Annotated in this window: 29 protein-coding genes and 1 pseudogene; 15 read left to right on the top strand and 15 right to left on the bottom strand. The window is 61.4% G+C overall.

From position 1 onward, the window contains the following. The first annotated feature begins 4 nt into the window (after positions 1-4). From EIO64_RS03005 to EIO64_RS02995, 3 genes are all read left to right on the top strand, one after another. The gene (locus tag EIO64_RS03005) at positions 5-1,711 is read left to right on the top strand and encodes a [FeFe] hydrogenase, group A (RefSeq protein WP_119311313.1); all 1,707 of its coding nucleotides are present in this window, start codon (positions 5-7) and stop codon (positions 1,709-1,711) included. Between the two features lie 147 nt (positions 1,712-1,858). Next, positions 1,859-2,266 (top strand): ribonuclease Z, encoded by a 408-nt coding sequence (locus tag EIO64_RS03000; protein ID WP_119311312.1) that lies wholly within the window; start codon positions 1,859-1,861, stop codon positions 2,264-2,266. Further along, positions 2,263-3,117 carry a DNA/RNA non-specific endonuclease gene (locus tag EIO64_RS02995; protein WP_021750920.1) on the top strand — a complete coding sequence of 285 codons (855 nt, stop codon included), beginning with the start codon at positions 2,263-2,265 and terminating at the stop codon, positions 3,115-3,117. The genes EIO64_RS03000 and EIO64_RS02995 overlap by 4 nt, the downstream gene beginning before the upstream one ends. A gap of 46 nt (positions 3,118-3,163) precedes the next feature. On the opposite strand, the gene EIO64_RS02990 is transcribed toward EIO64_RS02995, so the two are convergent. Continuing rightward, complete coding sequence (locus EIO64_RS02990; protein WP_021750919.1) at positions 3,164-3,397, bottom strand: hypothetical protein; 234 nt, start codon at positions 3,395-3,397, stop codon at positions 3,164-3,166. 223 nt (positions 3,398-3,620) lie between these two features. On the opposite strand from EIO64_RS02990, the gene EIO64_RS02985 reads away from it, so the two are divergent. From EIO64_RS02985 to EIO64_RS02975, 3 genes are read left to right on the top strand one after another with little or no spacing between them, the layout of a single operon-like run. Continuing rightward, positions 3,621-4,124 (top strand): GreA/GreB family elongation factor, encoded by a 504-nt coding sequence (locus tag EIO64_RS02985; protein WP_025544457.1) that lies wholly within the window; start codon positions 3,621-3,623, stop codon positions 4,122-4,124. A 30-nt stretch (positions 4,125-4,154) separates the two neighbouring features. Beyond that, positions 4,155-4,505 (top strand): arsenate reductase family protein, encoded by a 351-nt coding sequence (locus EIO64_RS02980; RefSeq protein WP_021750916.1) that lies wholly within the window; start codon positions 4,155-4,157, stop codon positions 4,503-4,505. After that, positions 4,484-5,467 carry a tRNA dihydrouridine synthase gene (locus tag EIO64_RS02975; protein WP_249390778.1) on the top strand — a complete coding sequence of 328 codons (984 nt, stop codon included), beginning with the start codon at positions 4,484-4,486 and terminating at the stop codon, positions 5,465-5,467. The genes EIO64_RS02980 and EIO64_RS02975 overlap by 22 nt, the downstream gene beginning before the upstream one ends. A gap of 65 nt (positions 5,468-5,532) precedes the next feature. Here the strand turns inward: EIO64_RS02975 and EIO64_RS02970 are convergent, their stop codons facing one another. Continuing rightward, positions 5,533-5,823: a PPC domain-containing DNA-binding protein gene (locus tag EIO64_RS02970; protein ID WP_346730068.1), complete on the bottom strand. Its 291-nt coding sequence runs from the start codon at positions 5,821-5,823 to the stop codon at positions 5,533-5,535. Continuing rightward, entirely contained in the window at positions 5,820-5,951 is a 132-nt protein-coding gene (locus tag EIO64_RS18955; protein ID WP_346730067.1) for a PCC domain-containing protein, read from the bottom strand. Before EIO64_RS18955 ends, EIO64_RS02970 begins: the two co-directional genes overlap by 4 nt. Positions 5,952-6,093: 142 nt before the next feature. Here EIO64_RS18955 and EIO64_RS02965 point away from each other — a divergent pair, with 142 nt between their 5' ends. Continuing rightward, positions 6,094-6,642: a helix-turn-helix domain-containing protein gene (locus EIO64_RS02965; RefSeq protein WP_158629681.1), complete on the top strand. Its 549-nt coding sequence runs from the start codon at positions 6,094-6,096 to the stop codon at positions 6,640-6,642. 149 nt (positions 6,643-6,791) lie between these two features. Here EIO64_RS02965 and EIO64_RS02960 read toward each other — a convergent pair whose 3' ends face one another. From EIO64_RS02960 to EIO64_RS02905, 11 genes and pseudogenes are all read right to left on the bottom strand, one after another. Then, the gene (locus EIO64_RS02960; protein WP_021750912.1) at positions 6,792-7,901 is read right to left on the bottom strand and encodes a PTS sugar transporter subunit IIC; all 1,110 of its coding nucleotides are present in this window, start codon (positions 7,899-7,901) and stop codon (positions 6,792-6,794) included. A 112-nt stretch (positions 7,902-8,013) separates the two neighbouring features. After that, the gene (locus tag EIO64_RS02955; RefSeq protein ID WP_036631139.1) at positions 8,014-8,526 is read right to left on the bottom strand and encodes a transcription repressor NadR; all 513 of its coding nucleotides are present in this window, start codon (positions 8,524-8,526) and stop codon (positions 8,014-8,016) included. A 94-nt stretch (positions 8,527-8,620) separates the two neighbouring features. Then, a complete protein-coding gene (locus tag EIO64_RS02950) occupies positions 8,621-9,322 on the bottom strand; it encodes an ABC transporter ATP-binding protein (RefSeq protein ID WP_036631146.1) in 702 nt (233 codons plus the stop codon). Between the two features lie 11 nt (positions 9,323-9,333). Next, positions 9,334-10,155: an ABC transporter ATP-binding protein gene (locus EIO64_RS02945; RefSeq protein ID WP_249390888.1), complete on the bottom strand. Its 822-nt coding sequence runs from the start codon at positions 10,153-10,155 to the stop codon at positions 9,334-9,336. A 19-nt stretch (positions 10,156-10,174) separates the two neighbouring features. Beyond that, the gene (locus EIO64_RS02940) at positions 10,175-11,251 is read right to left on the bottom strand and encodes a branched-chain amino acid ABC transporter permease (RefSeq protein ID WP_119311309.1); all 1,077 of its coding nucleotides are present in this window, start codon (positions 11,249-11,251) and stop codon (positions 10,175-10,177) included. 9 nt (positions 11,252-11,260) lie between these two features. Next, positions 11,261-12,181: a branched-chain amino acid ABC transporter permease gene (locus EIO64_RS02935; protein WP_021750907.1), complete on the bottom strand. Its 921-nt coding sequence runs from the start codon at positions 12,179-12,181 to the stop codon at positions 11,261-11,263. A 150-nt stretch (positions 12,182-12,331) separates the two neighbouring features. Next, positions 12,332-13,528, bottom strand: a complete 1,197-nt coding sequence (locus EIO64_RS02930; protein WP_119311308.1) for an ABC transporter substrate-binding protein — start codon at positions 13,526-13,528, stop codon at positions 12,332-12,334. An 81-nt stretch (positions 13,529-13,609) separates the two neighbouring features. Beyond that, on the bottom strand, positions 13,610-13,891 hold the full coding sequence (locus EIO64_RS02925; RefSeq protein ID WP_119311307.1) for a hypothetical protein: 282 nt from the start codon (positions 13,889-13,891) through the stop codon (positions 13,610-13,612). Positions 13,892-14,140: 249 nt separating this feature from the next. Then, positions 14,141-15,228: pseudogene (locus EIO64_RS02915) on the bottom strand (4-hydroxybutyrate dehydrogenase). A gap of 163 nt (positions 15,229-15,391) precedes the next feature. Next, positions 15,392-16,366, bottom strand: coding sequence for a transketolase family protein (locus tag EIO64_RS02910; RefSeq protein WP_021750902.1), 975 nt, complete (start codon positions 16,364-16,366; stop codon positions 15,392-15,394). A gap of 14 nt (positions 16,367-16,380) precedes the next feature. Beyond that, the gene (locus EIO64_RS02905; RefSeq protein ID WP_021750901.1) at positions 16,381-17,214 is read right to left on the bottom strand and encodes a transketolase; all 834 of its coding nucleotides are present in this window, start codon (positions 17,212-17,214) and stop codon (positions 16,381-16,383) included. A gap of 649 nt (positions 17,215-17,863) precedes the next feature. On the opposite strand from EIO64_RS02905, the gene EIO64_RS02900 reads away from it, so the two are divergent. The 3 genes from EIO64_RS02900 to EIO64_RS02890 all read left to right on the top strand — a co-directional run bounded on the left by EIO64_RS02900 (position 17,864) and on the right by EIO64_RS02890 (position 20,172). After that, positions 17,864-18,868 carry a LacI family DNA-binding transcriptional regulator gene (locus EIO64_RS02900; protein ID WP_136890763.1) on the top strand — a complete coding sequence of 335 codons (1,005 nt, stop codon included), beginning with the start codon at positions 17,864-17,866 and terminating at the stop codon, positions 18,866-18,868. Positions 18,869-18,929: 61 nt separating this feature from the next. Further along, complete coding sequence (locus EIO64_RS02895; protein WP_119311199.1) at positions 18,930-19,661, top strand: PHP domain-containing protein; 732 nt, start codon at positions 18,930-18,932, stop codon at positions 19,659-19,661. Between the two features lie 112 nt (positions 19,662-19,773). Next, positions 19,774-20,172, top strand: coding sequence for a hypothetical protein (locus EIO64_RS02890; protein ID WP_025544447.1), 399 nt, complete (start codon positions 19,774-19,776; stop codon positions 20,170-20,172). Between the two features lie 69 nt (positions 20,173-20,241). Here the strand turns inward: EIO64_RS02890 and EIO64_RS02885 are convergent, their stop codons facing one another. Next, positions 20,242-21,606 carry an MATE family efflux transporter gene (locus tag EIO64_RS02885; protein ID WP_136890762.1) on the bottom strand — a complete coding sequence of 455 codons (1,365 nt, stop codon included), beginning with the start codon at positions 21,604-21,606 and terminating at the stop codon, positions 20,242-20,244. Positions 21,607-21,796: 190 nt separating this feature from the next. On the opposite strand from EIO64_RS02885, the gene EIO64_RS02880 reads away from it, so the two are divergent. The 5 genes from EIO64_RS02880 to EIO64_RS02865 all read left to right on the top strand — a co-directional run bounded on the left by EIO64_RS02880 (position 21,797) and on the right by EIO64_RS02865 (position 25,512). Beyond that, positions 21,797-22,804, top strand: coding sequence for an adenosine deaminase family protein (locus EIO64_RS02880; protein ID WP_158629679.1), 1,008 nt, complete (start codon positions 21,797-21,799; stop codon positions 22,802-22,804). A gap of 89 nt (positions 22,805-22,893) precedes the next feature. Next, on the top strand, positions 22,894-23,229 hold the full coding sequence (locus EIO64_RS02875) for a hypothetical protein (RefSeq protein ID WP_021751899.1): 336 nt from the start codon (positions 22,894-22,896) through the stop codon (positions 23,227-23,229). Positions 23,230-23,372: 143 nt separating this feature from the next. Then, entirely contained in the window at positions 23,373-24,146 is a 774-nt protein-coding gene (locus EIO64_RS19150) for an aminotransferase class I/II-fold pyridoxal phosphate-dependent enzyme (protein WP_429835470.1), read from the top strand. Continuing rightward, positions 24,113-24,646 carry a PLP-dependent aminotransferase family protein gene (locus EIO64_RS19145; RefSeq protein ID WP_429835468.1) on the top strand — a complete coding sequence of 178 codons (534 nt, stop codon included), beginning with the start codon at positions 24,113-24,115 and terminating at the stop codon, positions 24,644-24,646. Before EIO64_RS19150 ends, EIO64_RS19145 begins: the two co-directional genes overlap by 34 nt. Continuing rightward, a complete protein-coding gene (locus EIO64_RS02865; protein ID WP_025544024.1) occupies positions 24,643-25,512 on the top strand; it encodes a radical SAM protein in 870 nt (289 codons plus the stop codon). Before EIO64_RS19145 ends, EIO64_RS02865 begins: the two co-directional genes overlap by 4 nt. Positions 25,513-25,606: the final 94 nt, after the last annotated feature.

Below are 25,606 nucleotides of genomic sequence, written 5' to 3'. Positions count from 1 at the left end.
TACCATGGCAAAGGGAATTATGTACATTGACGGCCAGCGGGTGCCCTTCGACGGGGAGAAAAACGTCCTGGCTGTGATCCGGAAGGCCGGCATCGATATGCCCACCTTCTGCTATTATTCGGAACTGTCTGTTTACGGCGCCTGCCGGATGTGCGTGGTGGAGGACGAGCGGGGCAAGATCGACGCCTCCTGCTCCATGGAGCCCCGGGATGGCATGGTGATCCGCACCAATACCGCCCGGCTCTTAAAGCACCGGCGGATGATCCTGGAGCTGATGCTGTCCTCTCACTGCCGGGACTGCACCACCTGCGAAAAGAATGGCAGCTGCCGCCTGCAGGAGCTGGCCCTGCGCTTCGGCGTGCGGCACGTCCGCTTCAAGGACACCCGGCCCCACTATGAGATCGACACCTCCTCTCCGGCCATCGTCCGGGATCCCAACAAGTGCATCCTCTGCGGCGACTGCATCCGGGTGTGCGAGGAGATGCAGGGCATGGGTATCCTGAACTTCGCCCACCGGGGCAGCGACCTGGTGGTGTGCCCGGCCTTTGACCGCAAGCTCGGAGAGACCAACTGCATCAGCTGCGGCCAGTGCGCAGCCGCCTGCCCCACCGGCGCCATCACCATCTTTAACGAGATCGGCCGGGGGTGGCGGGCCCTCCACGACCCGAAGAAGCGGGTGGTGTTCCAGATCGCCCCGGCGGTCCGGGTGGCGGTGGGCGAGGCCTTCGGCCTGGAGCCCGGCGTCAATGCCATCAACAAGCTGGTGTCCGCCCTGAAGATGATGGGCGCCGACGAGGTGTACGACACCACCTTTGGCGCAGACCTGACCGTCATGGAGGAGGCGGACGAGTTCCTGGAGCGGCTGAAAAAAGGCGGCCCCTTCCCCATGTTCACCAGCTGCTGCCCGGCATGGGTGAAGTATGTGGAGGAGGAGCGGCCCCACTTCCTGAAGAACATCTCCACCTGCAAGTCTCCCATGGAGATGTTCGCGGCGGTGCTGAAGGATCAGTACGCCAGGAAGGACGAAGAGGACGGCCGCACCACCTACCACATCGCCATCATGCCCTGTACCGCCAAGAAAATGGAGGCCAAGCGGCCGGAGTTCCAGCATGACGGAAAACCGGATGTGGATCTGGTGCTGACTACGCAGGAGATCATCATGATGATCAAGGAGTCCGGCATCCGTTTCGCAGAGCTGGAGGGGGAGTCCCCGGACCTGCCCTTCGGCATGGGCACCGGGGCGGCTACCATCTTCGGCACCACCGGCGGCGTGGCGGAGGCCGTGGCCCGGCGGGTAGTGGAGGACAAGTCCAAGAACACCCTGCAGGCCATCCAGTTCTCCGGCATCCGGGGCAGCGAGACCATCCGGGCGGTGACGCTGCCGGTGGGGGACCGGGCGCTGCGGATCGCGGTGGTCCACGGCCTGGTGAACGCACAGAAGCTGCTGGACGATATCGAGAGCGGTCAGGAGTACTTCGACCTGGTGGAAGTCATGACCTGCAAGACCGGCTGCGTAGGCGGCGCTGGCCAGCCCTACGGGCTGATCCCGGTGAAGCAGCAGCGGGCAGAGGGCCTCTATGAGGCGGACCGCACCGCCCTCATCAAGCGGTCTGAGCGGAACCCCATCGTTACAAAGCTCCTGGAGGGAGCGATGAAGGGCCGCACCCATCAGCTGCTCCATGTGGAGTACAAGCGTCCGGACAAGGCGTAAGGATATCTTCCAAAGGGAAGCCCCTCCCAGGCGGGAGGGGCTTCCGCCCGGTACGGCGGCTTCCCCCGGCGGAAGCCGAAAAATTTTCCTTGCGTTTCGAGCGGAATTTGGGTATCGTAGAGAAAGAGCGCGAAGGGAGGATGCAGCATGATCCTGATGGCCTGTGTGGACGGCCGGAACGGCATGGCCTTCAACTGCCGCCGGCAGAGCCGGGACCGGGCGGTGCGGGCGGACCTGCTGGCAGAGGTCGGGGAGGCCTGCCTCTGGGTGAGTGGGGCCACGGCTCGCCAGTTCCCGGCGGAGGAGCAGAGCCGCCTTTGTGTGGACGAGTCGTTTTTGGAAAAGGCGGGGCCAGGGGAGCCCTGCTTTGTGGAGGACCGCTCTGTGGCGCCCTTTGCCGGGCGTGTGGAGCGGGTGGTGCTGTACCGCTGGGACCGGGCCTATCCGGCGGACCTTTACTGGGACCTGTCCCTGGAGGGCTGGACTCTGGCCCGGCGGGAGGAGTTCCCCGGCTTCTCCCACGAGATCATTACAAAGGAAGTCTATATCCCATGAATCGAACCCGCATTTCCCTGACGGCGGCGCTGCTGTCCTTGTGCCTGCTCCTCTCCGGCTGCATGATGCCCCCGGCGGAGGGCACCGTCACCTCCTTTTCTCTGGAGGATATTCCCGCCTGGTCCGGGGAGCCCTACGTGGCCGTCGATGGCAACCAGCCGGATTTTCCGGAGGAGGACATGACCTCTGTGTCCTTTGAGACGTACAGTGAGTTGGACACTCTGGGCCGTTGCGGCGTAGCCTATGCCAACGTGGGACAGGATCTGATGCCCACAGAGGACCGGGAGAGCATCAGTTCCGTCACACCCTCCGGCTGGATCAACCGGGAGTACGACGGGGAGTACCTGTACAACCGCTGTCACCTGATCGGCTTTCAGCTCACCGGAGAGAACGCCAACGAGGAAAATCTCATCACCGGCACCCGCTATATGAATGTGGACGGGATGCTGCCCTTTGAAAATCTGGTGGCGGACTATGTAAAGGAGACGGACAACCACGTCCTCTACCGGGTGACCCCGGTGTTCGAGGGTCAGAACCTGGTAGCCAGCGGTGTCCAGATGGAGGCTTGGTCTGTGGAGGACGAGGGGGAAGGCGTCTGCTTCAATGTCTATGTGTACAACGTCCAGCCCGGCATCACCATCGACTACGCCACCGGCGAGAGCTGGCAGGAGGGAGCGGAGCCGCAAAGCGGCGAGACCACGTACATCCTCAATACCAACAGCCACAAATTTCACGACCCGGACTGTTCCAGCGTGTCCGGCATGAGCACCGCCAACCGGCAGGAGTATACCGGCAGCCGGGAGGATCTGATCGCCCAGGGCTATACGCCCTGCGGCCAATGCAACCCATAAGCCGAAGCCGCCCGGGGATTCGCCCCCGGGCGGCTTTTTCAAATGTTCAACAGCAGCAGTTCACCGGCCGGACACAGTCGGCGGTGATCTGGGGCGGACAGCTCCGGGTCATGGCGCCGCTGAACTCGATGCAGACCTGCTGGCCCACCCGGAAGCAGCAGGCGTTGTCTGTATGGACCAGGACCTGCTGGCAGTTCTCGTGGTCGCAGACGCACAGTTCGCAGGGGCAGACCCGCAGGACGGTGGCGCACATGGTGACTGCGCTGGAAGTGCTTTCCATTTCAATTGCCTCCTCGACTCGTGATACACTTCATTCTATTCCCGGCGGAGGAAAGGGTGCCGGGGCAGGGAGCCGCCGGGGTTGTGCTTTCCTGCCGGACGTGGTAGAATAGCCGCAGAGCGGCGATTTCGCATTTCACCTGCGCCGGGTTCCCCACACCTGTGAGAGACCTGCAAAGCAAACGGACCCGGACCGCGACCCCAGCCTGAAAAGGAGCTGTGTCATGTACGACGAACTGACGGAAGTGGACATCAAAAAGATGCAGGAGGAGATCAACTACCGGACCCGGGTCCTGCGTCCTCAGCTGATCGAGGAGGTGCAGACGGCCCGGGCCTTCGGCGACCTCAGCGAGAACTACGAGTACAAGTGCGCCAAGCAGGCCAAGAACCGCAACGACAGCCGCATCCGCTACCTGGAGCGGATGATCCGCACTGCCAAGGTCATCGAGGTGAAGGACCAGGGTGACCGAGCGGGATTGTTCGACAAGGTCACGATCTACAACGAGCTGGCGAAGCAGGAGATGACGCTGCAGATCGTCACCACCTTGCGGCAGGATGCCTTAAAGGGCCTCATCAGCAAGGAGTCCCCTGTGGGAAAGGCTCTGCTGGGCCGTCAGGTGGGAGACCGGATCCAGGTGGAGGTGAGTCCGGAGGTGAAATACTGGGTGGAGATCCGGGCCATCGAGAAGGGCCGGGACGACGAGAGCCTGGAGATCAGCAGCTACTGAGCAGACAGATCAAAAGAAGGAGAGAGCATCATGTTGTTTTTGTGGTACCCCAAGTGCACCACCTGCCAGAAGGCGAAAGCCTTTCTGGACGAGCGGGGCGTCTCTTACGAGGCCCGGGATATTAAGCTGGAAAATCCTACGGCGGAGGAGCTGCGGGGCTGGTGGGAGAAGAGCGGAATGCCCCTGAAGAAGTTCTTCAACACCAGCGGCCTCCAGTACAAGGCTCTGGGCCTGAAGGACAAGCTGCCGGAGATGAGCGAGGAGGAGCAGCTGGCCCTGCTGGCCACCGACGGGATGCTGGTAAAGCGGCCCATTCTGGTGGGGGAGGACTTCGTCCGCACCGGCTTCCGCCAGGCGGAGTGGGAGACGGCACTGGGATGATCCAGCGGTACGACTTCGCCCCGCTGGATGGTATCACCAAGGTGGTGTTCCGGCAGGTGTACCACCGGATGTTCGGCGGGGCGGACCGGTATTTCATCCCGTTTTTCTCCCCTACGGATCAGCATATCCTGACCAAGCGGGATCAACGGGAGCTGGACCCGGCGGCCAACGCAGGGCTTCCTGTGGTGCCCCAGGTGATGACCTGCCGGGCACCGGACTTTCTGTGGGCGGCGGAGATCGTGGCAGACATGGGCTATACGGAGGTGAATCTGAACCTGGGCTGTCCCTCTGGCACCGTCACCGCCAAGGGCAAGGGTGCGGGCTTTCTGGCAAAGCCGGAGGAGCTGGAGCGGTTCTTTGACGAGGTATTCGCCGCCGTGAAGCTGCCGGTGTCCATCAAGACCCGGCTGGGGGTGAAGGAGCCGGAGGAGTTCGAGCGGCTGCTGGACATTTACAACCGTTATCCCATCGCCTGCCTCACCATCCACCCCCGGGTGCAGAAGCAGTTCTACAAGGGGACCGTGCACCGGGACTGGTTCGCCTGGGCGGCGGAGCGCAGCCGGAATCCCCTGTGCTACAACGGGGATCTGGTGACCGTGGAGGACTGCACAGTCTTTGCGGTGGACTTTCCTGCCATCGACGCGGTGATGATCGGCCGAGGGGCCATCGCGGACCCGGCCCTGCTGCGGAAGCTCCGGGGCGGCGTCCCCACCACCCGGCAGGAGCTCCAGACCTTCACCCGGACGCTGTATCAGTCCTACCAGGACTTCTATGGCCAGGTGGGCCCGGCGGCCCAGCGGATGAAGGAGGTCTGGTTCTTCCTGATCCACCTGTTCGAGGGCGGCGAACGCCATGACAAGAAAATGCGCCGCCTTCGGACGCCGGGGGAGTACGAGGCGGTGGAGGCATCCATTTTCCAGGAGCTGCCTCTGCGGGACCACGCGGCAGGGGCCTTCGGGTGAGGACAGCGTCCCCCAAAAGCGGAAAAGAGGCTGAGGAATACTCCTCAGCCTCTTTTCCGCGGATTTCAGAAGGAGATCAGATTCAGTCCCACCTCGTCGCTGAATACCCGGTTCGTCTCTCCGGGCAGGCAGGTGACCACTAGCTCGCAGGTGGCGCTGATGACGGCCTCGTTCAGATGCCCGCCGAAAGCGTGGCCCTCCTGGTCGGCGGCGCACATGTGGAGATGGCAGTAAAACGCGTCGTTCATCGTGTTGATGGTCCCCACCAGAGAGACGATCTCATAGACCCCCTGGAAGCGGTTGGACTTGTAAGCCTTGGCGCTGGAGTCGAACACTCCTACGGTGAAGTCCTTCACAGCCCCAGGCCGGTGACAGAGGCCAGTTTGACCTGTTCCTTTTCTGCGAAGATCTTCAGCTGGGCCAGGATCTCCTCGTCCCGGTCCAGGCGGACGATGTAGGCGTCCCCAAATTTCCGGTATTCCATGACAGTTCCTCCTGTTTTTGATCTCGGATATCCTAACGATACCATATCCCGCGGTCCGCCGCAAGCCCTTGCAGGGCGCGCAACACTTTGTTGCGTGACAAAGCGCCGGGACTGTGGTACGCTGGCAGCAGGAGGCGAGGTTGTGAACGCGGTGGGAAAAAATCTGAAGCAGCTGCGCCAGCGGGAGAAGCTGACCCAGGACGCCCTGGCGGAGCGGCTCCATGTGACCCGGCAGGCGGTGTCCTCCTGGGAGACCGGAAAGACCCAGCCGGATATCGAGACCCTGACCACCTTGGCGGAGGCGCTGAACGCCGACGTCCGGGAGCTGATCTACGGCCCGGGGCGAGAGGAAAGTTATCGACGCGGTCAACGGAAGTATGCAGCTTTGGCAGCCATCTGTGTAGCGGTGTTATTCATATTCTGCGTGCTGGAAACAGTATTAAGGCCCTTTGTGCAGCAGATTTGCTGGGAAACATATGACCTTATGCCGTGGGTATGGTACGCTTTGACTGTGCCGTCAGCTGCTGCTCTGGCGGCTGGAGGCCTTTTGATGTCCGGTACGGCATTGGTTGTCGACCTCCGCCTGCCATCCAAGCGGCTTCGGATGATGGCTTTGATATTTGGCGCTGTTGCCATTGGGTATTATCTAATATTTGTGATTTATTGTTTTGGGCATAGATTCATTTTTTAGCAAATATTCCTGGGTTTGTTGATTGGATCAAAAATATGAACTACTATACACTTATGCGATACAGCCCGTGGTTCTTGACTGGCTGTCTCGTGTTCCTTGGCCTGAACAAATAAAATTACCCGGACCGCATCGCGGTCCGGGCATTTTACCTACTGCGGCAGGGTCAGATCCCCCGGCTTGATCCAGCCGATCTTCCGGAAGAACAGCCCGAAGGCCCAGGTGAGGACAGCGGGGAGGACGAAGGAGATCAGGATCAGTCCCACCCAGTCAAAGGCGGTGGGGGCCATGGCGGCGGCCCCATTGGCCAGAGCCGCGTCACTGGGATTGACCCAGCCGGTCCAGACCCCCAGCTGGCCGCACAGGCCGCAGGTGCCCATGCCGGAGTTGATGGGGTCTCCGTTCATCTCCAGCTTGAAAAAGCAGGTGGCCAGGGGTCCGGTGACAGCGGAGGTGAGGATGGCAGGGAGCCAGATGCGGGGGTTCTTCACGATGTTGGGCATCTGCAGCATGGAGGTGCCGATGCCCTGGCTCACCAGTCCGCCCCAGCGGTTTTCCCGGAAGGAGAGGACGGCGAACCCCACCATGTTGGCGCAGCAGCCCGCTACGGCGGCGCCGCCTGCCAGTCCGGTCAGTCCCAGCACGGAGCAGATGGCGGCGGAGGAGATGGGCAGCGTCAGGGCGATGCCCACCAGCACGGACACCAGAACGCCCATGAAGAAGGGCTGCAGCTCCGTGGTCCGCATAATCAGCTGGCCAAAGGCGCTGGCTGCTCCGCCGATGGGGGGCGCAATGATCCAGGCCGCTCCCACGCCCACAAGGATGGTGACGATGGGCGTCACCAGGATGTCCACCTTCGTCTCCTTGCTGATGGCCTTGCCCACCTCAGCGGCGATGATAGCCACGAACAGCACGGCCAGCGGTCCGCCCGCCCCGCCCAGGGCGTTGCAGGCATAGCCCACCGTCACCAGGGAGAACAGCACCATAGGCGGCGCCTGGAGAGCGTAGCCGATGGCCACCGCCATAGCGGACCCGCTCATGAACGACGCCAGTCCACCGATGGTATACCCCACGCCATTGATGGTGATGACCTGGGCGGTGAGAAAGCCAATGTGGAACTGGGTGCCGATGGTGTTGAGGATCGTGCCGATCAGCAGGGAACAGAAGAGTCCCTGAGCCATGGCGCCCAGGGCGTCAATGCCGTACCGCTTGGCGGAGATCACAATGTTTTTGCGCTTCAGAAAGCCTTTGACCTGTTCCATGGGAGACACCTGCTTTATGTAGAATCAAAAAATACGGTTTACAGGTGTCTTGACACCTGCAAACCGTATCATACACAAAATCCCGGTTCCTGTCAACTGCTTTTTTACATGTTCAACCTTCCAGCAAGACGCCCAGCCGCCGCAGCTCCCGGCACACCCGGCCGAATGCCGCCTCATCCGGACAGGAGAGAGTGTGGAGATGGATCCCCTCCGTCAGTTCCGACAGCGGGCGGGCGTCGGACTGCGCACAGCGGGAGAGGAACTGCCCCACATCATAGCGGTTGGAGAGCTGCAGAGGGCCGGTCAGCTGCCCGTAAATGGGGTGGTCCACAATGACATCCAGTACCGTGCAGCCCTGGTCCACCATAGCGTTTAGCTCCTCTCCCATACCAGCGGCATCGTGCTGGACGGCCACCTGCCGCACCAGACCTCCCGTCTCTCGCAGGATCACGTAGCCCCGGGGCGTAGCGGAGATGTCTGCTCCAGCCGCCCGCAGCAGGGCAATATCCCCCACGATGATCTGTCGGCTGACGGAGAATTGAGCCGCCAGGGCCGTTGCGCTGACAGGCTGCTTTGCCCGCTGCAGAAGCTCCCGAATGGCCTGCCGCCGTTCTTCCGCGCGCATGGGATCCCTCCTTTCCGTCATGACAGCAGTATACCACATGCCCGGCAGATTGCAAAGAAAAAAGGAGAGCACACGCTCTCCTTTTTCTGAGACTTCAGCCGCCCAGATAGGCTTTTTTGATTTCCGGGGAGGCCAACAGCTCCGTTCCGGTGCCGGAGGTGACGATTTTTCCGGTCTCCAGCACATAGCCACGGTCGGCGATACTCAGGGCTGCCTGGGCATTCTGCTCCACCAGCAGAATGGTGGTGCCCGCCTCATGGAGGGTTTGGATGATCTTGAAGATCTGCTCAACCAGAATGGGTGCCAGGCCCATGGAGGGCTCATCCAGCATCAGCAGCTTGGGACGGCTCATCAGCGCCCGGCCCATGGCCAGCATCTGCTGTTCGCCGCCGGAGAGGGTGCCAGCGATCTGCCGCCGCCGCTCCATCAGCCGGGGGAAATAGGCGTAGACCTTTTCCAGATCCGCGTCGATGTCGCCGCCGGACCGGGTATAGGCGCCCATTTCCAGATTCTCCTCTACGGTCATCTGCAGGAAGACCCGCCGCCCCTCCGGCACCTGGGCGAGTCCCTTGGCCACGACCTTGTGGGCTGGGACGCCCATCAGGTTCTCCCCCAGAAATTCGATGGAGCCGGTGCGGGAGTGGAGCAGGCCGGAGACAGTCTGCAGCGTGGTGGATTTGCCGGCGCCGTTGGCGCCGATCAGGGTGACGACCTCTCCGGGATTTACCTCGAAAGAGACGCCCTTGATGGCGTGTATGGCGCCGTAGTAGACGTTGATGTCGCTGACTTTCAGAATCGGTTCCATGGTCACGCCTCCTTCTGTTTACCGAGATATGCCTCAATGACGGCGGGGTTGGATTGAATCTCTTCGGCGGTGCCCTTGGCGATGACCTGCCCGAAGTTCAGGACGCAGATGCCCTCGCAGATGCTCATGACCAACTTCATGTCGTGCTCGATCAGCATGACGGCGATCTGGAACGTGTCCCGGATCTTGACGATATTCTCCATCAGCTCCGCCGTCTCAGAGGGATTCATGCCCGCGGCGGGCTCATCCAGCAATAGAAGAGAGGGATTGGTGGCCAGGGCCCGGACAATCTCCAGCCGGCGCTGGGCGCCGTAGGGAAGGGAACCGGCCTGATGGTCCGCCAAGTCCGCCATCCCGAAGAGGGACAGCAGTTCCAGTGCCCGCTCATGAGCGGCCTTTTCCCGGCTCCAGTACCAGGGCAGGCGCAGAACGCCGGTGATGGCGGAGTAGCGCTCCTGATTGTGGAGACCGATCTTCACATTGTCCTCCACGGAGAGGTTGTTGAACAGGCGGATGTTCTGGAAGGTCCGGGCAATGCCCATGCGGTTGATCTGAGCTGTGGTCTTGCCGGAGGTATCCAGTCCATCCAGCAGGATGGTGCCCCGGGTGGGCTGATAGACCTTGGTCAGCAGGTTGAAGATGGTGGTTTTGCCGGCGCCGTTGGGGCCGATGAGGCCGGCGATCTCCGTCCGGCCGATGGTGAGGTTGAAGTCATTCACCGCCCGCAGGCCGCCGAAGTCGATGCCCAGGTGGCTGCACTCCAGAATGGGGGATTTGTCGATGTCCCGCTCCGGAATGATGGCATGGCTGGGAACAGGGACCATCTTGCCCTTTTCAAATTTCTTACTCATCGAGGGCTGCCCCCTTTCTTCTGGGAATGATCCGGCTAATCAGCGTCCGCACCTGCGGGTTGTTGGTGGCCAGCATCACCAGAATCAGCACAATGGCGTACACCAGCATCCGATAGTCAGAGAACTGCCGCAGGGCCTCCGGCAGCACATACAGGACAACTGTTGCCACGATGGAGCCCCAGATGTTGCCCAGACCGCCCAGCACCACATACACCAGCACCAGAATGGAGGTGTTGAAGTCGAACTGTACGGCAGTGACATTGGAGTAGTTCAGGCCGAACAGGGCACCGGCGGCACCTGCCAGGGAGGCAGAGGTGACGAAGGCAATCAGCTTGTACTTGGTGACGTTGATGCCTACGCTCTCGGCGGCGATCCGGTTGTCCCGGATGGCCATGATAGCCCGGCCGGTCCGGCTGCGGACCAGATTCAGCACCACCACCAGGGTAATCATCACCAGTGCAAAGCCCATAGCAAAGGTGGCGATGCGGGCGTTGCCCGTGGCGCCCTGGGCGCCCTTGATGATTTCGATGCCGTTTTCGCTGAGGCCGAGAGAGGACATGCTCTTGGTGCCGTCCACGTTCAGGGCGATGTGCAGGCCGTTCTCATCCCAGCCCACCAGAAGGCAGTTGATCAGATCCTTGATGATCTCGCCGAAGGCCAGGGTGACAATGGCCAGGTAGTCCCCCCGGAGCCGCAGCACCGGAATCCCGACGATGAAGCCCACGATGGCGGCAAAGAAGGCGCCCACCACCAGGGCGACGATCATCCGCACCAGATCATTTGGGACAGCAGATTGCAGGCTCATGGCGGCAATGATGCCGGAGAAGGCGCCCACGCTCATGAAGCCGGCATGGCCCAGAGACAGCTCTCCCAGAATGCCGACGGTCAGGTTCAGGGAGATGGACATGCACACGTAGCAGCAGATGGGAACCAGCATACCGCCCAGAGAACGGTTCACCAGTCCCTGGGCCTGGCAGACCGACACCACAATAAAGGCTAGGATCACGCCCAGATAGGTGGCGAAGTCCACCTTGGTGATGGTTTTCATGTTTTTGAAATAGCCTTTCATACCGCCACCTCACACTTTCTCAGGCACATACTTGCCCAGCAGGCCGGACGGTTTGACCAGCAGCACCACGATCAGCACGGCGAACAGGATCGTGTTGGACAACTGCGTGGAGATATAGGCCTGCGCCATGGCCTCAATGACGCCCAGCAGCAGTCCGCCCAGGAAGGCGCCGGGGATGGAGCCGATACCGCCGAACACCGCAGCGGTGAAGGCTTTGATGCCGGGCATGGAGCCGGTGGTGGGCTGGAGCACCGGAGAGTAAGAGCACAGCAATACCCCGGCGATGGCCGCCAGGGCGGAACCGATGGCAAAGGTCATAGAGATGGTGGCGTTGACGTTGATGCCCATCAGCTGGGCTGCGCCCCGGTCCTCCGAGCAGGCCCGCATGGCCTTGCCCATCTTGCTCTTTCCAGTGAAGGCGGTCAGCCCCAGCATGATGACCACGCAGGCCGTGATGGTCAGCAGCGCCACATAGGAGATCCGAAGCTGTCCGTCAAACAGCGTCAGCTGGCCGCTGACCACGGGGGTGAAGTTCTTGGGATTCGCGCCGAACAGCAGCTGCGCTGCGTTCTGCAGGAAGTAGCTGACGCCGATGGCGGTGATCAGCACCGCCAGGCTGCCGGCCTGGCGCAGGGGGCGGTAAGCCAGCCCCTCGATGACCACGCCCAGAACCGTGCAGACCACCATAGCCAGCAGCACGGACACCAGAGCCACAGCGCCGGTGGTCAGTGCGGAGGGATCCTCTCCCAGCAGGTTGCTGCCTGCAAACATGGTCACGTAAAAGGACACATAGGCGCCAACCATGATAACGTCGCCGTGGGCGAAATTCAGCATCTTGGCAATGCCGTATACCATGGTGTAGCCCAGGGCGATGATGGCGTAGATGCTTCCCAGACTGATGCCCGTGATCAGGTAGGATAGAAATTCCATAAGTATTTTCCTCTCTTTCCCCTTCTATGGCAGAAACCGGGGCGGTGACAGCTCCCCGCGTCGGTTTCCACCATAGAAGTCCAGGGAGGGCTGCCGGAGTTCCGGCAGCCGATCCCTGTCCTCTATTACAGTGGAGTGTGTGTTCCGCTGTCAGGGAGTGACATAGGTACCGTTTTCGATAATGACTGCGGTGGGGTCCTTGGACACAGCACCGTTTTCGTCCCAGGTCATCTCGGAGCCGGCGCTGGTCAGGCCGGTGACGGCCAGGGTGGGCATGACCTCGATCAGAGCATCGCAGATCTCCTCATTGGACATGTCGGCGGTGGCGCCGGCGGCCTGGATGGCTTGATACAGGGTGTAGATGGCGTCATACGCATCGGCACCGAACTGATTGGGGATCTCGCCGAACCGGTCCTGATACTCCGCCACGAAGTTCTGGGTCATCTCGTCCTCAGAGTCGGCGGAGAAGGGAGTCAGCAGGTAGACGCCTTCAGCCAGAGAGGCATCGAAGTTCTCGGCGGTCAGGATGCCGTCCATGCCGTCCACGCCGAAGAAGGTGGGGGCGTAGCCCATGGCGTTGGCCTGGGTCAGAATGACAGAGGCGGGGGTATAGTAGATGGGCAGGAACAGCAGATCGGCGCCGGCGGACTGGGCACCAGCCAGCTGGACGTTGAAGTCGGTCTGGCTGGCCTCGGTGAAGGTGCCCTCATAGACGATGTCCATACCGCGGGAATCGGCCTCTGCCTTGAAGTTGTCCCGGATACCGATGGAGTATTGGTCATCGTTTTTGTAGATGATGGCGATCTTCGGACTGTCGAAGTTCTCATCGATGTACTGGGCGGAACGGGAGCCCTGGTTGGAGTCGGTGAAGCAGATCTGGAACACGTTATCATTGTCGTTGATGGAAATGACATCGTCGCCGGAGGCGGAGGGGGTCAGGGTGAACACCCGGTCCTCATAGGACAGCGGGACCACGGAAAGGGCCGGCTGGGTGGTGACGGTGCCCACCAGGATCTGCATGCCGTCGTCCATCAGGGCGTTGTAGGCGTTGACGGAGGTCTCAGCGTCGTTGACGTCGTCCTCAGTCATCAGCTCAAACTGGATGTCGCCGCCCAGGGCATTGATTTCGTCCACCGCGATCTGGGCGGAATTGGCCACGCAGGTGCCGTAGATGGCGGCGCCGCCGGTCAGGGGGCCAATGACGCCGACTTTGAAGGCGCTGCTGCCGGAGCTCTCCCCGCCGGCAGAATCGCCGGAGTTGGAGTCGGCTTCATCCGAGCCGCCGCAGGCGGCCAGGCTGAGGACCATAACCATGGCCATCATGAGGGCAAAGAACTTCTTTTTCATCTTGCAATCTCCTTTTCTTGGTTCAGATTATACAAAAAAGCGGCCCCGCCAGATGCGGAGCCGCTTTACTGTATCAAACAGTTATGCACCTCGTCGCGATCTCGGCGTATGATGATACTCTGCTGCCAACAATACCAGTACCAGAACAAACAGGGCCACTGCCAGTACGGATACCAGAATGGCAAGGGGAATCAGGGCGCAAATAATAATGGACGCCAGCAGAATGGCGTCCAGAATCAGAGCAATATTCATCATGGAAGCACGGGACATCTCCGTGGAATAGGCGCAGGAAGCAGACGCCGCCTGGCGAGCGGACGCACCATTCATCATCATGGACTGGGAAGACGTCGTGTAAAATGCCATGGTGTTCCACTCCTTTCAAAACAGACAACCCGTTGATGTTGTTTCCAATTGTAGCGGCTCTCTTTCGGAAAGTCAATCCTCAATCTCAAAAAGAACGCCCATAAAATGTTTTTGATTTCATTATATTTTTGTGTGTACTGTACAAAAATGCAAAGAAAGGTGCGGTGTATAGAGGAAAGAAACCGCGTGGCGAAAGGAAAAAAGGAGAGACGGCAGCCGCCGTCTCTCCCTTCGTTGTCTGGAAAAATTTTAATAGCACTTGCGGTAGATGGCCTCTTCGGACTCCAGGTCGAAGGGGTAGTAGGCGTTGGTCATGAGGCGCTGCTGGTTGGCCTCGACGGACAGGGGGAAGGCCTTGAAGTCCGCCTCAGTGAAGCCGCAGTCCCGCAGGGGCCGCAGGGGCAGGATGCGCTGCAGCAGGGCGTTCATCTCGGGGATGGCGTCCTTGACCTCGCAGCCCAGGATGCTGGACACCAGCTCCTTGAACTTCATGATCTCACCGTCGGGCTTGTGCTCGTCATAGTAGTCCATGATGGCGCCGAAGAGCATATAGTTGCTCTCGCCGTGGGGCACGTGATAGGTGCCGCCCAGGGGAAGCTCATGCCGTGGACCGGGCCGCAGCCGGCCTTCAGGAAGGCAATGCCGGCGTAGAAGCTGGCGGTCACGAACTGATCCATATACTCGAACCGGGCGTCCTGGCCCTTTTCGTCGATCAGCTTGAAGCCTTTCAGAATCACATCCATAGCCTTCTCGCTGAAGAGCTCGGAGGTCATGGTCTTGCGGTGGGGGCTCAGGAAGGACTCGGTGGCGTGGACCAGGGCGTCGATGGCGGAGCAGGCGAAGGGCTTGTAGGGCAGGGTCTTGAGGAGCTCCGGGATCAGGCACACCTTGTTGGGGATGATGTCGTCGGACACCAGGCCCAGCTTGGTCTCACCGCCGGTGAGCACACCGTCCTTCTCGTCCTTGACGATAGCCACAGAGATGTTGGTGCACTCAGAGCCGGTGCCGCAGGTGGTGGGGATGGCGATGACGTCCTTCTCGTGCACCACGGGGAATCGCTTGAAGTACAGGTTGTGGACGGTATCGGGGCGCTTGCAGCCCAGCAGCTTGCACAGGTCCATAATGGCGCCGCCGCCCACGGCGATGACGCGGTCGTAGCTGTCGTAGGGGATGGCGTCGTACATGACCTGGATCATTTCCTCGCTGGGCTCGCCGGCACCGAACTTCTCCTGGAATACATAATGGCACTTGAGGCCCAGATCCTTCATGAAGGGGGTATAGATGAACTCGTTGGTCAGCACCACGTCCCGCTCGTTCAGCTTGAACTCCTCCGCCATCTGGGCGAAGGTCTGGAACTTGTACACTGTGGGAGCGAAAATAATCTCCCGCTTGTCAGCCATCAGGGAAGCGGAAAAAGCATCCATGATTCTTGTCTCCTTTTCAAAATGATATATGGCGATACAGGCAGGGCCCCTGAGGGACCCCGCCGGGTATCTGAACTTATTTGCGGGCGATGGCCTTCTTGACGGCGGCCACGATGTTGGCGGCGCGGAGGCCGTACTCGTCCATCAGGAAGTCCTGGGGACCCACCTGACCGAACTGGTCCTGCACGCCCACAAATTCCTGTACGGTGGGGGCGTTCCTGGACAGGCAGTTGGCCACAACAGAACCCAGGCCGCAGGTGACGTTGTGGTTCTCGGCGGTGACGATGGCACCGGTCTCCTTGGCGGCCTTGACCACCAGCTCCTCGTCCAGGGGCTTCCAGGTGAACATGTCGATGACCCGGACAGAGATGCCCTCTGCCTGCAGAGCCTCATAGGCCTTCAGGGACTCGTCCACCATGATGCCGGAGGTGATGATGGTGGCCTGATCCTTGTCGGACTCATGCAGCACCACACCCTTGCCGATCTCGAACTCGCTTCCCTCGCCGTACACCTGGATGATGCCCTTGCGGACGAACCGGGTGTAGGTGACGCCCTTGTCGATGTTCACCAGTTGGCGGGTGATACTGGCAAGCTGGTCATAGTCGGCGGGGTCCAGCACTGTGGTTTCGGGGATGGAGAGGTACATGGCTGCATCCTCCAGCGGCATGTGGGTGCCGCCGTTGAACGCGGCGGTGACGCCGGCGTCGGAACCCAGAACATGGACCGTCAGCCCGGCATAGGCAGCTGACATATAGATCTGGTCATAGCACCGGCGGGAGGAGAAGGTACCGAAGGAGTGGAAGAAAACCTTCTTGCCGGTGGCGGCGAGACCCGCAGACACACCGGCGGCGTTGCCCTCGGCGATGCCGGCCTCAAAGGCCCGGTCGGGATAGTGCTCCCGCAGCCGCTTGGTGTTGATGCAGCCCATCAGGTCGCAGTCCACATAGCAGATGGACTTGTCCTGCGCCATCATCTCGTCCAGGGTCAGGGCGAGACCGTCCCGGCAGGCCCGGGAGTCCTTTTCATGCTTACCGATCAGTTTCACGTTCATTGCTCTCACCCTCCTCAAGCGTTCTTGGCGTCTTCCAGAGCCTTTTCCGCGGCGGCCAGCGCCTCGGCCCACTGCTCCTCATTGGGCTGGGAGGAGTGGTCGTGCTTGGGCTCAGCGAAAGTGGCGCCCTTGCCCTTGCAGGTGTCCAGCACGATGCAGCTGGGCACGCCCTTCTTGGCGTAAGCGTTCTGGATGGCGTCGTAGATAGCCTTCACATCATGGCCGTCGATCTCCTGGGTATACAGGCCGAAGGATTCCGCCTTCTTGGCAATGTTGCCGTGGTCCAGGATGTCGGCGGTGGGGCCGTCCAGCTGATAGCCGTTGTTGTCGATGAAGTAGATGATGTTGTCCAGCTTGTGGGCGTATGCGAAGTGGAATGCCTCCCAGACTTGGCCCTCGTCGGCCTCGCCGTCGCCGATGACGCAGAACACGTGGCTGTCACGGCCATCGATCTTGTTGCCCAGAGCGGCGCCGGTGGCGGTGGAGGCGCCCTGGCCCAGAGAGCCGGTGGTCAGATCCACGCCGGGGGTCAGCTTCCGGTCGGTGTGGCTGGGGAACTTGGTGTGAGGATGGTTGAGGGTATAAGCTTCCTCCATGGGATAGTAGCCCATCAGGCCAAAAGTGGCGTAAGCCACGGGGCCCGCGTGGCCCTTGGACAGGACCAGCCAATCCCGATCCTCCCACCGGGGGTTCTTCGGGTCAAACTTCATAACCTCTCCGTACAGGACGGCCATCAGGTCCGCCAGGTCCATGGAGCCGCCCACGTGGCCGAAGCCCCGGGAGTGGATGACCTTCAGCGTTTCCAGCCGGATCTCAGCCGCCAGAACTTTGCACTTTTTTTCGTTCATGGGGTGTTTCTTCCTTTCCTTCACTTAAATTGCACGCCGCGCGGAAACCTGCGCCGCATAGGTTCGACAGGGGGACAGGTCGCTGAGAAGTGAGAATGCAATGTGTGTGCGCCAACAGAAAAAGCAAAACGATTACTTCGCTTTCAGAATACCACAAATTCCAAAACATGAAAAGGGGGTTATCAAAGGTTTTTGAAAATTCGTCCCGCCGGTGGTGCCGTGGGGCGAACCTGAAGAAGCGTGTATCGGCGGATTTCCCAATGTCTGCACAAAAATATGGTGGTTTTGACCAAAAATCAACCCTGACATTTTCTATATTTTACCCCATCCTCCTATACGGAGTCAATATGAGTTTGAATTTTCACAAGAATAACTTCCGGAGATAGGAAGGTACACAGGCGCAGGGGGAGTGACTCTCCAGAGAAAGGAAAACCATGGAAAGCAGCACTTCAAGGTTTTCCTCGATTTTCCAGAAACACCTACGGGCGGCAAGGCTTGCGGCGGAAGGCCCTGCATCGTTCTGTAATTGACAAGCCCCGGCAAATTCGCTATTCTATATGGGACGGCATACGCCTCCGGCCGGCTTTGGCGGGTGGGGAAAGCGTTTGCGCAGAATGCGCCGCACCGGCGGCGGGAAAGGCAGAGTCAGATGAAGAACGTCACGCTGAAGGACGTGGCCCGAGCGGCGGGCGTCTCTTATTCCACAGTCTCTCGCTCTCTGTCAGGCGGCCCACAGATCGGGCGGGAGACCCGGGAGCGGATCCTGCGCCTGTGCGACGAGATGGGCTACACCAAAAACTATGTGGCCCGCTCCATGGTCATGCGGAGGACGGAGCTGATCGGTCTGGTAGTGCCTTCTATTGACAATCAGTTCATGGCAGAGCTGGCGTACCACGCGGAGATGAGCGCCCGGGCGCGGGGCTACAATCTCATGCTGTGCAACTCCGGGCCGGATCTGCGGCAGGAGAAGGCGGTGGTAAAGCTGCTGGTGGGCCGCCAGGTGGACGGGATGCTGATCGTCCCCCAGGAGCACCGGAGCTGTGAGGAGCTCCGGGTCTACACGGAGCAGGTGCCCACGGTCTTCCTCAGCGAGGATCTGCGGGACGAACCCCTCAGCTGTGTGACCACGGACAATACCGGGGCCACCTACCTGGCCATGGAATACCTGCGGAGCCTGGGGCACCGGGAGATCCTGTACTTCGGCCGCAGGCACACCGTCACCCACCAGCTGCGGGCAGAGGGCTACCTGCGGGCCTGCCGGGACATGGGGCTGACACCGCGGATTGTGGACAGCAGCTTTCCCCGCTCCTCAGTGGCCGGCGGCTATGAGCTGGCCCGGGAGCTGTTTACCAAGCCCCTGGACTATACGGCCATCCTGGCCTCCACGGACTCCAACGCCCTGGGGATTCTGCGGGCGGCGGACGAGCTTGGGATCAGGGTGCCGGAGCAGCTGAGTCTGATGGGATTTGACAACATCGCATCTGCCGCCATGCCGCGGATCGACCTGACTACGGTGGAGCAGTCCAAGCGGGAGATGGCCCTTCAGGCGGTGGAGATTCTGTTGGATAAGATCGAGCGGGGCACCCAGGGCTACGTCCATCAGATCCTGATGCCCAGTCTGGTGAAGCGCAGCTCCTGCAGGGCGTTGACATGAGAGACGTCTGCCGTTCTGCGGCGCGGCGCACTGCTTGACGGATAAGAAGAGGCGATCAGCTATGAAAGAGTATCTCTACGACCCCCACACCCACACGGCGGAGACCAGCAAATGCGGCCATCTGCCGGCGGCGGAGGTGGTGGATCGCTATGCCGGGCACGGATTTTCCGGCCTGGTGGTGACAGATCACCTCCACCCGGAGTACTTGTCCCGGATTGACACGGACCACAACTGGGACCATGTGATCGACCACTATCTTGCCGGCTACCGGGCCTCCAAGGCCCGGGGAGACGAACTGGGGCTGGATGTGATCCTGGGGGCGGAGCTGCGCTTCCCGGAGAACGACAACGACTATCTGGTCTATGGCATTGACGAGACGTGGCTGCGGGCGAACCCATATCTGTGCTGCATGAGCGCCCGGGAGTTCTACCGGAAATTCCACGACCAAGTACTGATCGTCCACGCCCACCCTTACCGCGACGGCAATACCACGGTATTTGAAGATGCTGTCCACGGCACGGAGATCCTCAACGCCCATCCCCGCCATGAAAACCATAACGACCGGGCCCTGGAGCTGGCGAAGCGCCACCCGGAGTATCTGCGCTTGGCAGGGTCTGACACCCACGAGGATGGTGACGAGTGCCGGGCTGGCGTCCTCCTGCCGGAGCGGGTGCGGGATTCCTTTGCCTACCGGCGCATGATCGAAGGGCGGTGCTTCCGCCTCTGGTCGCCCGTCTTTCCGGAGCTGGCGGCGGCGGATGAGGCTCTGCGCCGGGCAGAACCTGCGGAATAACAGCTTGTCCGCGCCGCGGAGCCGAACAGAAAAGCGCTGCCTTTGGCGGCGCTTTCTTGCTTGACAGCGGGGAGCGGAGCCGGATATAATGGAAAAAACAGGAGGTGATGGGATGCGAAAGAGCATTGTGGTGCTGATCGTTGCGGTGCTGGCAGTGGCGGCCGGAGCGGTGGTGCTGTCCCTGTCGGCTCCCGTGTTGGACGAGGAGGTGGAGTACCGGCTCACCTCGCTCTATTACCGGGGACAGGAGATCTCGTCCCAGGTGGACGGGGACGAGGTGCTGGATCTGCTGGAGGGCGCCTCCCGCGGTCTGATTTCCCGGGGCGGACTCCCGGCGCATTCCTTCCGGGATATGGTGGAGGTGAACGTCGTCGGCGGAGAGGAGGCCCTGCACGTGGTACTCTCCATGGAGGACGGGCTCTTCGCCGTCTATCAGGATCCGGACTGGAGTTATGCCATTCGGGAGGGTGAGGCGCTGGCCGCCGCGGTGGAGGCGCTGCTGCCCGCATGAGAGGACCGTAAGACAACCTGAAAGCACCCCGCGGCCGTCGGCCGCAGGGTGCTTTTTCCTGTTTCGGGTTCAAATCTTGGCGGGCTGCATCTGTGACATCTGGCGCAGTACATACAGTTGAATGGGGACAGCCGCCGCCAGAGTGAGAAGATCGGAGACGGACTGGGCCATCTGGACGCCCAGAAGTCCCAACGGGGACAGGGAGAGAAGCCACACCAGGGGAATGAAGAAAATGCCCTGCCGGGCCATGGCGACAAAGGTGGCGGGAACGGTCCGCCCAATGGTCTGGAGCATCATGTTGCTCATGGTGATCCACGCCTGGAAGAAGAAAGTCACGCGCTGGAACCGCAGGGCTACCGTGCCGATGGCGATGACCCCCGGGTCATCCCGGAACAGGGCGATGAGCTGCGGTGCAAAGGCGAACCCCAGTGCCCCGATCACCAGCAGAAAGACGGCGGCCACCTTCACGCAGAACCAGAAGCCCTCCTTCACCCGGTGATACAGCCGGGCACCGTAGTTGAAGCCGCACACCGGCTGGAAGCCCTGGCCGAATCCGATCATGGCGGAGGCGCCGAAGGTGGTGATCCGCTGGACCACGCCCATGGCGGCGATGGCCGCGTCTCCGTAAGGCATGGCGGCGTGGTTGAGGCAGATGGTGGCCACGCTGGCCAAGCTCTGCCGGGCCAGGGAAGGCAGCCCGCCCTGGATGATGAGCTTGAAGTAGGACCATTTCAGCTGGACGCGGGAGATGTGGATGTGAAGGGTGGCGCCCCGGGTGCAGCCCGCCAGCAGCAGACAGAACCCGGCGAACTGGCTGATGATGGTGGCCCAGGCGGCGCCCGCCACTCCCAGGTCAAAGACGAAGATCAGCAGGGGATCCAGCCCGATGTTCAGCACGGCGCCGCTGGCGATGCCGATGGTGCCGTAGATGGCGTTGCCCTGGAAGCGCAGCTGGTTGTTCAGTACCAGGGAGGCGGTCATCCACGGCGCGCCGATGAGGATCACGCGCAGGTAGTCCTTGGCATAGGGCAGAATGGTGGGGGAGGAGCCCAGGAACGCGGCCAGGGGCGTCAGGAAGATCTCGCCGAAAACGCAGATGAGGAGTCCGGTGAACAGGGCGGAGAAAAAGCCGGTGGCCGCCATGTTAGAGGCCGAATCCGTATTGCGCCGCCCCAGCTCCCGGGAGATGAAGTTGCCGCTGCCGTGGCCGAAGAAAAAGCCCACAGCCTGGATCACCGCCATCATGGAAAACACCACGCCCACAGCGCCAGTGGCAGCGTTGCTGCGCAGCATCCCCACAAAAAAGGTGTCCGCCATGTTGTAAAAAGCGGTCACCAGCATACTGATGATGCAGGGAACGGCCAGATGGGAGATCATCCGGCTCACCGGTTCTTCTGTGAGCTGGTGGAATTTCTGTTCCTGTTCTTCACCCATGGAGAGCCCTCCTCCTGAAATATTTACATGATCCTAACAGAATTATAGCACGGCTCTGACAAAAGGGAAGGGTATTTTCCGGGGATTGGCACATCGGCGCCGGTATGGTATAATGGAAAACAGCGGGTCCGGTGGTTCCCTCCGGTGCCCTACATTCATTATAGAAAAAACAACCAGAGGAGCAAACGCAATGGAACATCTGACTGCCTTTTTGACGCGCATGCCCAAGGTGGAGCTCCATGTCCATCTGGAGTCCACCATGCCGGGGGAGATGCTGGCGCGGTTCGCGGCCCGGCAGGGGCGGGAGCTGCCCCGCCCGGCGGAGCGGCTGTACGACTGCTCTGCTGAGGACCTGAGCGACTTCCTCGCCTTTCTGGACAACATCTGCTCCTTTGTGGGCACGCCGGAGGAGCTGGCGGAGGCGGCGGAGCACGCTGCGCTGGAGAGTGGACGGGAGCATATCCTGTACAGCGAGATGATCCTGAACCCCACCCACTGGCCCCAGTTCTCGGTACCGGAGATCATCGCCGCGGTGACCGCTGGGTTTGACCGGGCTGCGGCACAGGGCGGCGCAGACTGCCGATTCACGCTGTCTCTCTCCCGCACCCAGACGGGGGCGGAGGCCATGGCCCTGGTGGAGGATATGAAAGCCCACCGGACCCACCGGCTGGCGGGCCTCTCCATTGACGGGAACGAGGCCCTGGCGGGCCGAACGGGGGAGCGGTTCCGTCCGGCGTTCCTGGCGGCGGGTGCGGCGGGCTTCGGCCGCACCGCCCACGCCGGGGAGAGCAGCGGGCCGGATGGCGTGCGGGACGCCCTGGATCTCCTGGAGGCGGACCGGCTGGACCACGGCGTCCGGGCGGCAGAGGACGCGGATTTGACGGCCCGGCTGGTGCGGGAGCGGGTGCCGCTGAACATCTGCCTGACCTCCAACCTGACACTGCTGTACCGGCGGCGGGAGGATCATCCCCTGCGGCGTCTGCTGGATGCAGGGGCGGTGGTGACCCTGAGCCGGGACGATCCTACCTTCCTGGGCGGGCTGACCCTGACGGAGGAGCTGCGCCGGGCCGCAGAATTCGCCTATATGAGTCGTGAGGAACTGCTGGCCTGCCAGGAGGCGGCGGTGGACGCCGCCTTCTGCGGACCGGAGACCAAGAACTTCCTGCGGCGGGCCCTTGCAGAATTTCAGCAGAGCTGACAGGCGCAGTCAGGCGTTGCCGCGCATAAGATGGGTTGTATCCAGGGCGGAAACGCCGGATATAATTTCCATGAAACGAGGGAATTCCTTTGCGTATCAATGAAGCCTATGAGCATGAGCCCATTTTACCATATCAGTCCGAAGAATCCTGCCCCCTGAACGGCTGCAACAAGGTCAGTACCCAGTGTGTGGATGTGACTGCCTCCGTGATCCTGTCCCCCACCGCAGTCATGGGCAGCCCCACCGTCACCTGTCAGGGCAATCCCACCATCACCTGCGCCACCAATGCAGACGGAACCATGTGCACCGTGACTATGACCCAGAAGGTCTGTGTCTCCATCCCGGTCCGCTACGGCACGACCATTTCTACCTGCGACCCCACCATCACCTGCGCAGAGAGCTGCATCGGCTGCGGCGGCTGCTGAGGAAAGCGGAACAGGGTCCCCGCCCATTTCGGCGGGGCCCTTTTCGTGTTTGCGCCCAGGAGAAATGGGGTTGCAAGTTTGTTGAAAAAACGATATACTGAATTGGATTTGTAAAGATTTTTCAACAGAAAGGAAGCGCTGTAATGACTGCTTATCCCAAGATGACCGCCGAGGAGCGGAAGGCGGAATACGCCGAGGTGACCCGGGAGTACGAGGAGCTGAAGGCCCGGGGACTGAATCTGAACATGGCCCGGGGCAAGCCCGGTAAGGCGCAGCTGGATCTGGTCAGCGATATTTTCAGCCTGATGCAGAAGCCGGAAGACTACGTGTCCGACGGCGTCGACGTGCGTAACTACGGCGAACTCAGTGGCCTGCCCGCCGCCAAGCGGCTGTTCGCGGAGATCCTGGGCTGCCGGCCGGAGCAGGTGTTCGTGGGCGGCAACGCCAGCCTGCAGCTGATGTACGATACCATCTCCAAGGCCTATACCCATGGCCTGCTCCACAGCGAGCGCCCCTGGTGCAGGGAGCCCGTGGTGAAGTTCCTGTGCCCCGCCCCCGGCTATGACCGGCATTTCAAGGTGACGGAGTCCTTTGGCTTTGAGCTCGTCACCATCCCCATGACGGACGAGGGACCGGACATGGACGCGGTGGAGAAGGCTATCCAGGACCCGGCGGTCAAGGGCATGTGGAACGTGCCCAAGTACTCCAACCCCGACGGCATCATCTACTCCGCCGAGACCATCCGGCGCATCGCCTCTATGAAGCCCGCCGCCCCGGACTTCCTGCTGATGTGGGACAATGCCTACTGTATCCATGAGTTCGAGGGGACTATGTGGAGTTCCCGGACATCCTGGCGGAGTGTGAAAAATACGGCAACGCCGACATGGTGTTCGAGTTCGCCTCCACCTCCAAGGTGACCCTGCCCGGCGCCGGCATCTCCTGCTTTGCCTGCTCCGAGGCCAACATGGCTTACATGGAAAAGCTCCTCACCGTTCAGGTCATCAGCTTCGACAAGGTGAACCAGCAGCGCCATGTGCTCTATCTCAAGGACAAGGCCCACACCCTGGAGCTAATGAAGAAGCACGCCGCCATCATGGGCCCCAAGTTCCGCTGTGTGGTGGACGCGCTGGACCGGGAGATCGCGCCGCTGGAGATCGCCTCCTGGCGGCGGCCCAAGGGCGGCTACTTCGTCTCTCTGAACGCCATGCCCGGCACCGCCAAGCGGACGCTGGCCCTGTGCAAGGAGGCGGGCGTCACCATGACCGGCGCAGGTGCCACCTTCCCCTATGGCAAGGATCCCCAGGACAGCAATATCCGCATCGCGCCTTCCCTGCCCCCTGTTGAGGAGCTGGAGCAGGCCATCGCCGTGCTGTGCGTCTGCCTGAAGATGGCGGCCCTGGAGAAGCTGGGCGTATGAGATACAAGGGAAGCGTTTACCGTCCGCCCTCTGAGGCGTACAGCCTCATCGTCCAGGTGACCTACGGGTGCAGCCACAACACCTGCGCCTTCTGCAGCATGTATAAGGAGAAGCACTTCGCCATTCGTCCCCTGGAGGAGGTGCTGGAGGACTTCCGCATCGCCCGGGGCGTGTACCGCCGGGTGGACCGGGTGTTTCTGGCAGATGGCGATGCATTGGTCCGGAAAGCGAATGAGCTTTACACCATTCTGGACACCATTCGGGAGCTGTTCCCAGAGTGTGAGCGGGTTACCAGCTACGCGTCCCCTGCCTCCATCCGTATCCGGACGGAGGAGGAGCTGCGGACGCTGCGGGACAAGGGCCTGACCATGGTCTACATGGGACTGGAGTCCGGGTGCGACGATGTTTTGAAGCGGATGCGCAAGGGCCACATGTCCGCCGAGATCGTGGAGATGGGCCGGAAGGTCCGCCGGTGCGGCATGGCGCTGTCCGTCACCGCCATCACGGGCCTGGGCGGCCCGGAGCTGCTGGAGCGCCACGCCATCGAGACGGCGGAGGCCTTCAACGCCATGAACCCGGAGTATATCGGGATGCTGACGCTGATGGTGGAGCCGGAGACGCCCCTTTACGACTGGGTGCGGGACGGCAGCTTCCAACTGCTGACCCAGCCCCAGGTGCTGGAGGAAACCCGGCTGCTGATGGAGCATCTGGACAGCCCCGGCAGCGTGTTCCGGATGAATCACGCCAGCAACTACCTGGTGCTGAAGGGCACGCTGAACCGGGACAAGGAGGCCATGCTCCGCACCATCGACGCGGCGGAGCACGACCTGAGCCGCCTCCGGCCGGAGGAGTGGCGGGGCCTGTAAAACCAAATGAAACAGCCGCAGAGCAACGCTCTGCGGCTGCTTTTTTGCCCGGGACCGCAGGCTTGACAGCCCCTGCCGGAGATGATACCATAGG

The organism is Dysosmobacter welbionis, assembly GCF_005121165.3.
Classification (GTDB): Bacteria; Bacillota; Clostridia; order Oscillospirales; family Oscillospiraceae; genus Oscillibacter; species Oscillibacter welbionis.
The sequence above is the reverse complement of the archived record's forward strand: the minus strand, read 5'-3'. Positions and strand labels throughout refer to the sequence as shown.